The 10,228-nt window shown below is 69.7% G+C and carries 7 protein-coding genes; 2 read left to right on the top strand and 5 right to left on the bottom strand.

From position 1 onward, the window contains the following. Positions 1-3,719, bottom strand: a 3,719-nt coding sequence (locus ABZ406_RS09885) for an amino acid adenylation domain-containing protein (protein WP_357758158.1), incomplete at its 3' end; no start/stop codon positions are given. Positions 3,720-3,960: 241 nt separating this feature from the next. Between ABZ406_RS09885 and ABZ406_RS09880 the strand changes: the two genes are divergently transcribed. Next, a complete protein-coding gene (locus ABZ406_RS09880) occupies positions 3,961-5,157 on the top strand; it encodes a cytochrome P450 (protein ID WP_357758155.1) in 1,197 nt (398 codons plus the stop codon). A gap of 83 nt (positions 5,158-5,240) precedes the next feature. On the opposite strand, the gene ABZ406_RS09875 is transcribed toward ABZ406_RS09880, so the two are convergent. From ABZ406_RS09875 to ABZ406_RS09860, 4 genes are all read right to left on the bottom strand, one after another. Then, positions 5,241-6,281 (bottom strand): hypothetical protein, encoded by a 1,041-nt coding sequence (locus ABZ406_RS09875; RefSeq protein ID WP_357758152.1) that lies wholly within the window; start codon positions 6,279-6,281, stop codon positions 5,241-5,243. Beyond that, positions 6,278-7,054, bottom strand: coding sequence for an OAM dimerization domain-containing protein (locus ABZ406_RS09870; protein WP_357758149.1), 777 nt, complete (start codon positions 7,052-7,054; stop codon positions 6,278-6,280). The genes ABZ406_RS09875 and ABZ406_RS09870 overlap by 4 nt, the downstream gene beginning before the upstream one ends. After that, complete coding sequence (locus ABZ406_RS09865) at positions 7,047-8,612, bottom strand: lysine 5,6-aminomutase subunit alpha (protein ID WP_357758146.1); 1,566 nt, start codon at positions 8,610-8,612, stop codon at positions 7,047-7,049. Before ABZ406_RS09865 ends, ABZ406_RS09870 begins: the two co-directional genes overlap by 8 nt. A 151-nt stretch (positions 8,613-8,763) precedes the next feature. Continuing rightward, entirely contained in the window at positions 8,764-8,979 is a 216-nt protein-coding gene (locus ABZ406_RS09860) for an MbtH family protein (RefSeq protein ID WP_357758143.1), read from the bottom strand. Positions 8,980-9,283: 304 nt separating this feature from the next. Here ABZ406_RS09860 and ABZ406_RS09855 point away from each other — a divergent pair, with 304 nt between their 5' ends. Next, positions 9,284-10,192 carry an alpha/beta hydrolase gene (locus ABZ406_RS09855; RefSeq protein ID WP_357758140.1) on the top strand — a complete coding sequence of 303 codons (909 nt, stop codon included), beginning with the start codon at positions 9,284-9,286 and terminating at the stop codon, positions 10,190-10,192. The last annotated feature ends 36 nt before the right edge of the window (positions 10,193-10,228 follow it).

The following is a 10,228-nucleotide window of genomic DNA, read 5'->3' as shown; positions in this document are numbered from 1 at the left end:
CCCAACAACCCCCGCTGCCACACCGCAAAATCCGCATACTGCACCGGCAACGGCAACCACCCCGGAACCCCACCCACCCGACGAGCCGCGTACGCGGTGGCTATATCACGCGACATCGGGGCGACCGACCAGCCGTCGCTCGCGATGTGATGCACCACCAGCAGCAGAACATGCTCGGTGGGCGCGGTGGTGAACAACCAGGCCCGGATCGGCACCTCGGTGGCGAGGTCGAACGGGTACACCGCCGCGGCGGCGACAGCGGCCTCGAGATCGTCGGCCGCGACGGCGCGGACAGCGAGTTCCCAGTGCAGGTCGCCCGGTTCGAGGATCCGCTGGTACGGCTCGCCATCGACGGTGGGGAACACGGTGCGAAGCGCCTCGTGCCGGCCTATCACGTCGCGCAGTGCCGCGTCGAGGGCCGCCGCGTCCACCGGGCCGCTCAGGTGCAGGGCGACCGGGCTGTTGTAGGTAGCGTCCGGTCCCTCCAGTTGCGCGACGAACCAGAGCCGACGCTGGGCGTAGGACAGCGGGATCGGATCGGGGCGGACACCAGCACGCAGCGGCGGTCGTCCGGGGCCACCGCCGGCCAGCCGAGCGGCGAGACTGGCCGGGGTGGGAGCGTCGAAGAGCTGCCGGATCTCCAGGTCGACGCCGAGGAGCGTCCGGATCCGGCTGATCAGCCGGACGGCCAGCAGCGAGTGCCCACCCAGCGTGAAGAAATCGTCGTCGACTCCCACTGTGGGCAGTTCGAGCACGTCGGCGAACGCGGCGCAGAGGATTTCCTGACGAGCATCGGCAGGTTCACGTCGCCCGATGCCACCCGCACCGTAGGTCGGGGCCGGGAGCAGAGCACTGTCGAGTTTGCCGTTCGCGGTGAGCGGCAGGGTGGCGAGCGGCACCACGGCGGCCGGCACCATGTGCTCGGGCAGCCGGACGGCGGCGAACTTCCGGACCGCCGCCGGCAGATCGACGTCGTTGAGGTCGTCCTGGTCGTTCGGGACGACGTACGCCACCAGCCGCAGGTCGCCGGCGATGTCCTCGCGGGCCACCACTGCCGCGCGGTCGACCGACGGGTGGGCGGCGACGACAGCCTGCACCTCACCGGGTTCGATCCGGTAGCCGCGAATCTTGACCTGGTCGTCGGCGCGGCCGAGGAACTCCAGTTGGCCGTCAGTGGTCCAGCGGGCCACGTCACCGGTGCGGTACATGCGCTGCGCCCTGCCGAACGGGCAGGCCACGAAGCGCTCGGCGGTCAGGCCGCGTCGTCCGACGTACCCCCGGGCGAGCTGCGTTCCGGCGATGTACAGCTCACCGGCGGCGCCGACCGGCACCGGGCTGAGCGCGCCGTCGAGCACGTACATCCGGGTGTTGGCGATCGGTCGGCCGATCGGTACCGAAGCGGCGACCGGTTCGCCGGCGGCGACCTCGTACACACAGCAGCCCACCACGGTCTCGGTGGGACCGTACTCGTTGACCACCACCGAGTCGGGGGCGCGGTCCAGCAGGGCACGTACGTCCGCACCGGCCAGTGCCTCGCCGCCGACCACCCAGGTGCGGGCGGCGCTGGCCACCTCGGTGTCGGTGAGGGCGGCGGTCAGCAGCGGCAGGTGGGCGGGCACGACCTTGGCCAGCCCGAAGCCGCCCGCGTCGCGGACCAGATCGGTGAGGCCGTCGGCGCCGCCGGCCGGGCTGGCCCAGATCGTGCCGCCGGAGATCAGCGGCACGAACAGGCTGGTCACGGTCAGGTCGAACGCCAGTGAGGAGTGCAGCGGCGCACTGCCGCCGGTCTCGGCGGCACGGTACGCGGTGGCCGCCCAGAGGACGTAGTTGGCGAGACCAGAGTGGGTCACCGCGACGCCCTTCGGCCGCCCGGTCGACCCCGAGGTGTAGATGATGTAGGCGAGCATGTCGCGGTGCGTCGGGAGGGGCATCGGTTCCGCGGCGAAGGCCGCCACCGACGCGGCAGTGCGGGGGTCGTCCACAGCGACCGCCCGGACCCGGGTGGCGGGCAGCTCGTCGAGTACGTCGCTGACGCCGAGGACAAGCGCGGCACCACTGTCGGCGACCATGAACGACACCCGGTCCGGAGGGTAGTCCGGGTCGACCGGGACGAAGGCCGCGCCGGCCTTCCAGACGGCGAGCACCGACTCCACCGCTGCCACGCCGCGCGGTAGACACAGCGCGACCACCGACTCGACGCCGATGCCCTGGGCGACGAGGAACCGCGCCAGCCGGGTGGCTCGTGCGTCGAGGTCGGCGTACGTCAGGCGCTCGTCGCCGCACACCACCGCGACAGCGTCCGGGGTGGCCGCCGCCCGGGCTGCCACCAACTCGGGCACGAGGGCCTCGGGTAGCGCTGCGTCGGTGGCGTTCCAGGTGTCGAGCAGTCGGGTCCGCTCCTCGGCGTCGAGGATGTCGATGTGGGCGACCGGCTCGTCCGACTCGGCACCGCGCAGCCAGTCCAGCACGGCGGTGAAGCGGCGGGAGACGTCCCCTTCGGCCAGGGACGGGTACGCCTCCCGGTTGACCTCGACGGTGACCTGGGTGCCCTCAGCCGCGGGGACGTCGAAGACGTTGATGCGGACGCTGGGGACGGCACCGCTGGACAGGTTGAGCGCGGTGGTAGTGCAGCCGGCGATCTCGACGGGGAAGAGGAACGACACGAAGTTGAGTTCGAGGCCGAACAAGCCGTTGCTGTCCAGCAACTTCAGGTCGCGCAGAATGTCCTCGTAGCGGTACCGCTGGCGGCGCAACCCGTCGCGGACGGCTCGGGAGACCTGCCGGACCACGTCGCCGACGGGCATGTCGGGGCGGATCCGGCAGCGCACCGGCATCACGTTGGAGGTCATGCCGGGGATGGCGAGCGTCTGCCGGCCGTTGCGACCACGCACGGGTACGCCGATCACCACGTCGTTCTCGCCGGTGGCCCGGTGCCGGTACAGCGCCGCGGCCGTGATCATCAGACCGCCGAGGCTGGTGCCGAGCCGGCGGGCGGCGGCCTTGAGTTCGACCGACGCCGCGCCGGGCAGGGTGTCGGTGTGTCGGGCGGCGCGGCCGGCGAGCCGTCGGCCCGACGCCACCTCGGCCCCGGCCGGACGGGGCAGATCGGCGAGGACGTCGCGCCAGTACGCCCGGTCCGCGGCGAACTCTTCGGAGGCCCGGTACTCGCGGTCGGCGTCCAGCAGCACCGTGACGGAGTCGGGAGCGCCTTCGGCCGGATCGGTGCCGGCACCGAGGGCGGCGTAGACGGTGGCGGTACGGCTGGCGATCAGGCCGCCGGCGTATCCGTCGGCGACGAGATGGTGCGCCCGCTGATACCAGAAGAAGCGGTCCTCGGCCAGCTTGATGAGCTGGAAGTTGGCCAGCGGCCCACCGTCGAGTTCGGGCGGCTGTGCCAGGTCCGCCCGCATCAGGCGGTCGGCGGCGGCCTCCGGGTCGACGTCGTCGCTGAGGTCGACGAAGCCGGTGGGTGCCGGTCGGGCGTGGTCGACGTACTGTCGCGGGTCGCCGGCCACCGGTTGGAGTCGGATGGACAGCGAGTCGATCTCCCGGATCGCCCGTCCCATCGCCTCCACGAAGCGGGGAGCGTCCAGCGGACCACGGATCTCGAGGTATTCCCCGACGTGGTAGACCGGGCTCTCGGGTGCGAACTGCTGGAGGTACCAGATGCCGAGCTGACCAGCCATCAGTTCCCGGAGTTCACCCTCAGCTGCAGGCATCCGCACTCTCCCATCGCTCGACGAACGACCGGAACGGTGGGGCATAACGGCAATCTGGCTTCATCCGCTGCACCGTCTGGTCGTGACGTGGCACCACAACATCCGGCTCGCAGGCGTGGGCCGCGAATCATGCTGCCGGTAGCCCTTCGCCGGCACCAGATGACCAACGCCTGTTCAACTGCGTCGACGCGCCGGTTGAACCGGTATCGACGCCCCGCCAGGGTGGTGGTGAGGTTTCGGCATGCCCGTCGAGTTGGAGCCGCGCCCCACCATCAATCTGGTCGATCCCGAGCTGTATCGCAGCGGCGACCCGTTCAGTCAGTGGAGGTGGCTGCGCGCCCACGCGCCGGTCTATCGACACCCCGCGACCGACCTGCCCGGCTTCTGGGCGCTGACCCGCTACGACGACGTACGCGCCGCGTACCGGGACCCGGAGACGTTCAGCTCCGCCAAGGGGATCCTGCTGCGGCCGGCCGGGCACGGTGCGGATCCCGGCGGGGGCCGGACGCTGGCGCTGACCGACCCGCCCCGGCACCGTCAGCTACGCAACCTGGTCGACTCCTGGTTCGCGGTACGGGCGATGCGCAGCCTGGAACCGAAGCTGGAGAAGATCGCACAGACGGTCGTCGATCGGGCCTTGGAGCTGGGCAGCTGCGACTTCGTCACCGACATCGCCGGCCGGCTTCCGCTGTACGTCATCTGCGACATGATGGGCATTCCGGAGGGCGACTGGGAGTTGCTCTACGGCCTGACCAGTCAGGCGTTCGGCGCCGCCGACGCGGGCAGCCAGCGGATCGCCCACCTGCAGATCATGTCGTACTTCGACGACCTGCGGATGGCCAAGGCGCGACGGCCCGGCGAGGACCTGGTGAGTGTGCTGGCCACGGCGGAGATCGACGGTGAGCGACTGCCCGCCGACGACGTGATCCTGAACTGCGACAACCTCCTGGTCGGCGGCACGGAGAACACTCGGATCGCGGCGTCCGGCGGCATGCTGGCGTTGCTGGAGCACCCCGACCAGTGGGCGATGCTGGCCGCCGACCACAGCCTTCTGCCGTCGGCCGTCGACGAGGTGCTGCGGTGGACCTCCACGGCCACCCACATCGTGCGGACCGTCACCCGCCCGGTCGACATCCGGGGTACGACGCTGGCCGCGAACGATCTGGTGACCCTGTGGTTGCCGTCGGCCAACCGGGACGAGAGCGTGTTCGCCGACCCGGACCGTTTCGACGTCACCCGCAAGCCGAACCGGCACCTGGCGCTCGGTTTCGGCGAGCACTTCTGCGTGGGCAACGTACTGGCCCGCGTCGAGCTACGGCTGCTCTACCAGGAGCTGATCAACCGGTCGGTGCGGATCGACCTGGCCGAGAAGCCGGAGCTCCTGCGCTCGATAGTGGTCAACGGCCCCGAGCGGATGCCCGTGCGCCTCCGCGGTTGAGCCGCGGCCGGGCGGCGTCGACGAGTCGCGAGCGGCGCCGCGCGGTCGCCCGGAGCTGGGTGGTGCCGCCTGCCGCTCGGCGATCAGTCGACGTGCGGCCCGAGATCGCAGAAGTAGAGGTTGGGCAGCCTGGCGGACAACTCGGTACGCAGCGCGACGGAGTCGAACCGGTGCGAGAACGGCATTACCGGGTTCACAGTGACCGCGGCGAGCACTGTCGGCTTCAGCACCTCGATCGACACGTTCTGCCGGCGGTACCAGTCGCTGGTGCGCTGGGCCAGGAAGACCTTCGAACTGTCCGTCACGACGAGGGACACCTTGCGACCGCGTGCGGCGCGCCGGGTCTCCTCGGCGAACGCCTCACACAGCGCGCCACTCAGGACGACGTGCTGTGCCCCGTCCGGGCCCGCCAACAATCGGCTCAGGTCGGCGCCGGCGCCGCCGAGGGTGAGCGCCCGGTCGACGGGCACTACCGCTCCGGAGCCGGTGATCGCGACGCTGCCCGTCATCGTCGCGGCGGCGTCGTACACCGCCGGGTCGCCCGAACAGGGCAGGGCGAAGACCTCGACCGCAGCCACGGTCTGCTCCACCACCTGCTCGAACTCGGTGTGCAGGGCGGCACCGGTGGCCAGGAGCACCAGGTCGGCGACGGCCGGTGAGGAGGCCGCCCGGCGGTTGATCGCGCCGTCGACGAGCACGATGTCGGCGCCGTGTCGCCGCATGGCCGCTGTCACCTCGGCGGTGCCCTGGTTGGAGCTGGGGCCCGCCACCTCGACCGCGCCCCCGGCCGGCAGCCGGGCGATCATGGTCCGCCCGAGCGGCGTCGAGTAGCCGGTGCGGCTCACCACCTCGTACGGCAGTCCCGCGGCGCGCAGCAGCGGCTCCGCGGTGGCGACCAGGCCACCCGGCGGTAGGGGGATGCGCGGCTTGGTGATCCGCGGGTCGACCACGTCGGTGGCCTCACCGTCGCGTCCCACCGAGGTCAGCCCCACGGTACGGTCGCGGCGGTGCAGTTCGGCCAGGAGAGCGACCAGGGTACGGGTCTTGCCGGTGTTCTTGGCGAGGCCGATGACCGCGACGCGCTGCGCCTCGGCGACAAGGTCGGCAAGGTGGTCGGCGCTCACCCCGCGGTCGCGGTCGTCGAGGCGATGGCGCGACGGGCCACCATCTCCTTGGCGATGTACGTGCCGACGTGGTCCGGGTAGGTGCCCTTGGAGAACCCGGCGTCGAAGCCCAACTCCTTGGCCAGTTCGTGCGAGACGCGCGGCCCGCCGCAGATCAGCAGCGTCCGGTCCCGGATCCCCTCAGCCTCGGCGATCTCCACCAGCTCGGTGAGGTTGTGCAGGTGCAGGTTCTGTTGGGTGACCGTCTGGGACACCAGGATGGCGTCGGCGTTCACCGCGATGGCCTGCTCCACCAGTCGGGCGTTGGGCACCTGGCTTCCCAGGTTGTGCACCTCGAAGCCGTGATAGGCCTCCAGTCCGTGCCGGCCGTCGAGACCCTTGAGGTTGAGCATCGCGTCGATGCCGACGCTGTGGGTGTCGGTGCCGGTGCTGGCGCCGATCACGACGACCCGGCGGCCGATCTGCTCCTCGATCAACCGATCGATCTCGGGCTCGGTGAGGTACTGGATGTCGAACGCGCCCTCGCGGAGGGTGGCGAAGTCGACCGACTGCCGACACTGGCCGATCACCACGAAGTACGTGTAGCCGTCGCAGAGCCGCTGGTAGTGCACGACCTCCGGCTCCGTGAGCCGCATCGTGCGGGCCAGTTCCAGGGCCGCGTGCCGGGCCGCCAGGCCGTAGGGCACGGGGAGGGTGAAGGTCACCTGCACGAGGCCGTCGTTGAGGTGGTCACCGTACGGCCGAACAGCGGACAGGTCAGCGGTCTCACGCATCGAGGTCGACCCCCATCAGTTCCGTGAACGGGTTGTAGTAGCCGGTGTCGACCTCGACGATGCCCTCGGCGCCACGGCCGTGGTCGTAGTGCCGGGACACGTTGCCGAAGTAGCCCTTGCCGATCGCGTCGAACAGCCCGATCTCGGCGATCTCCAGCAGCATCTGGTGTGCCTCGGCGAGCACCTGCGCGGCACGGGTCTGGATGATCCCGCCGGGGCGGAACTCGATGTCGTCGCCGAGATCCCGGGCGAAGTTGGCCACGTAGCGGGTGTTCTCCAACCCGAGGACACGGTCGTGGATGTGCGGGGTGAAGACACCTTCGGTGGGTACGCCGATGGTCTGGATCTCCTGCTTGGTGGCGACGGTGACCAGGTTGAACAGGCTGTCGACGGCGTGGGTGCGGAACGGGTTGCCGTTCATGTGCACGGTGGGCGGCATGTACTTGACCGGGCAGTCCGGGAACAGCTCCCGGGTGAGTTGCGCCTGCGCCCACTCGTACAGGAGGCCGTTGGTGACGTCCGGGTGGATCTCGAAGGCGTTGCCGACACCGATCTGCTCGGGTGGCAGGCCGCTGTCCCGGGCGAGGAAATAATTGATCATCTGGGAGGCCACGACTGACGGGGCCGCGGTGACCGCGTCGGCGGTCCGGAGGTAGTTGTCCTCGCCGGTGTTGATGACGACGCCGAAGTAGCCGTTGATCATCCGGGAGAATCGCTGGTCGATGAGCGTCCGGCGCAGGTTGATGTCCCGGTACAGGATGCCGTAGAGAGCATCGTTGACCATGTTGTCCAGGCCCTCGATGGCGCCCATCGCGGCGATCTCCGGCATGCAGAGGCCCGAACAGAAGCTGGAGAGCTTGACGTAGCGGCCATTCGCCCGGGACCAACGGTCCAACGCCTCGCGCATGATGGCGAAGTTCGCCTGGGTGGCGAACGTGCCGCCGAACCCCTCGGTGGTCGGGCCGAAGGGCACGTAGTCCAGCAGGCTCTGCGCGGTGGACCGGATGACGGCGACGATGTCTCCGCCGTTCTCCGCGACGGCCTCGGCGTGCGCGACGTCCTCGTAGACGTTGCCGGTGGCCGTCAGCACGTAGGTCTCGACCGGGGCGGCGGTGCCGCTGTCCAGGCTGGCCCGGAACGTCGCACGCTCGGCCCGGGTGCCACGAATCTTCTCCAGCGCCGCGGCGGCGTGCTGTCGGATGGTCTGCCGGATCCGGTGGTCCTCGGCGAGGGGCAGGTTGAGGAAGTCGAGTTCGCCCGCGCCGACCAGCTTGGCGATCTCCAACGGTTCGGCACCGGTGGCGATGATGGCGTTGCCGAGCCAGTAGGCCAGGCCCCTGGCCAGCCCGCCGTGCTCCTCGATCTGGTCGACGAGGACGTTGGGCAGCGGCACGTCGAGCGCATCGACGCCGTCCACACCGAGTAGACGGGCGATGGTGCGCTCCACCGACACAGTGGTCCTACCGGCGGTCCGTTGGCCAACGTCACGGGCGATTTCCGCAGCCACCTCACGGCACGAGTCGGCCAGGCCGACATCAAGGCCGAGCTTCGAACGCATGCACCCTCCCGGGGCAGATCGAGGAGACGCCATCAGTACGGTGCGCGGCTGTCCGGCGACGAGTCGCCGGACGTCCGAGGCGCACCAGGGCCGGGGCGCGCGGGTTGTCAGCCCGGCGCCCCGGGAACGCAGTGGGTCGGGTCGGTAGACCTCAGCCGTCGCCCTCCATGGCCTTGATCAGGCTCTTCGGGCGCATGTCGGTCCAGTTCTTCTCGATGTAGTTCAGGCAGTCCTGTCGACCCGCCTCACCGAAAACCGTTTCCCAGCCGGCGGGCACTTCGATGAAGACCGGCCACAATGAGTGCTGCCCCTCGTCGTTGACGAGTACCAGATAGTTGGCGTCGGGGTCTTCGAACGGATTCGTCACTGTGCAGTCTCCTCTTCACCGCGAACTGATCGCCGAAACGACAATTCAGGGACGTCGCCGACGACTATGGGGCATCCGCCATGGCCGATCAATCGTGTGGACGCATGTGGCCGAACACCTGGCAGACGCTCCGACGACGCTGTTCAACTGGCGAGCGGGGGCAATTGAACGAGACGGTCCGCCGCGTCGCACCCATCCGCTTGAGCGGCTCATTACCACGTCCGCGGACGCTTCGACACCGCTGAAAGCGATCGGCATCCAGGAGCCGCATCCCTCTTGCCGTCGTCGTCAGAGAGGAATAAGCATGAACAGCACGCAGAATGTAACTGTCCGTCAGCACATTCGGGATGGCTTCGTTTTCGAGACTCGTTCGGTCGTCGGGCGGGTTTCCGACGCTGTCCCTGTCCTGCTGGTCGGCGGCGCGTTCCAACGCAAGGAGTCGTGGGGCAGGTTGGAGCAGTTCCTCCTCGATGCGCGCCCCGTCATCACAGTGGATCTGCCCGGTTCCGGGTCGGCGGACACCCTGCCCGCCGACTACGACACCGACTTCCTCGTCGACACCCTCCGTCAGGGACTCGACGAACTGGGTGTGACATACGTCGACATGGGCGTCGGCTCGTACGGGGCGATGATCGGATACCGGATGGCCCAACGCCATCCCGAACTGGTCGGCCACCTCGTCGTCCTGGCCTGTCTGACCTCGATCCCGGACGCCATCCGTCCCGCTGTCGAGCACAGCCTGACGCTCCTGCGGGAACAGCGCATGGAAGAGTTCGCGGCGGCGACGGTGGCGCTGTTCATGTGCTCGGACACCGACCGGACCGTGGTGCACCGCGTCGGGGTCGACCGGATCCTCAATCGCCGCTTCAGCACCATCACGGCGGACGAGGCCGAGAAGTACACGCAGAACACCCTGCGTCTGATGGCCCGTGACCACCTCGAACCCGAGCCGGCGATCCGGACCCCGTTGCTCGTCGTCACAGGAGAACACGACACGTACACCCCGCCCGAGATTTCGCGGCGGGTCGCCCGGACCAGCCCGCACGGCGTCTTCGCGCTGATCGCTGACGCGGACCACATGGTCCACCTGGAACGACCGCGCGAAACCGCCGAGCTGTTCCTCGCCCACTTCGACGAGCTGCCGATCGAGGAGCTGCCGTTCGTCCGGGTCTGCGAGCGGGCCGGCGAGGCGCCGGCCCGCGTAGGCGCCTGAACGACGGCACGGCCGACCGGCGAGGGCCGGCGGACG

The organism is Micromonospora sp. NPDC005710 (assembly GCF_040630995.1).
Classification (GTDB): Bacteria; Actinomycetota; Actinomycetes; order Mycobacteriales; family Micromonosporaceae; genus Micromonospora.
Note: the sequence above shows the minus strand (reverse complement) of the source record. Positions and strands in the feature narration are given on the sequence as shown.

What these genes read in the sequence shown, in the direction of transcription:
- ABZ406_RS09880 (WP_357758155.1), top strand. Translation starts at nt 3,961, where the DNA reads ATGCCCGTCGAGTTGGAGCCGCGCCCCACCATCAATCTGGTCGATCCC.
- ABZ406_RS09870 (WP_357758149.1), bottom strand. Translation starts at nt 7,054, where the DNA reads ATGCGTGAGACCGCTGACCTGTCCGCTGTTCGGCCGTACGGTGACCAC.
- ABZ406_RS09865 (WP_357758146.1), bottom strand. Translation starts at nt 8,612, where the DNA reads ATGCGTTCGAAGCTCGGCCTTGATGTCGGCCTGGCCGACTCGTGCCGT.
- ABZ406_RS09855 (WP_357758140.1), top strand. Translation starts at nt 9,284, where the DNA reads ATGAACAGCACGCAGAATGTAACTGTCCGTCAGCACATTCGGGATGGC.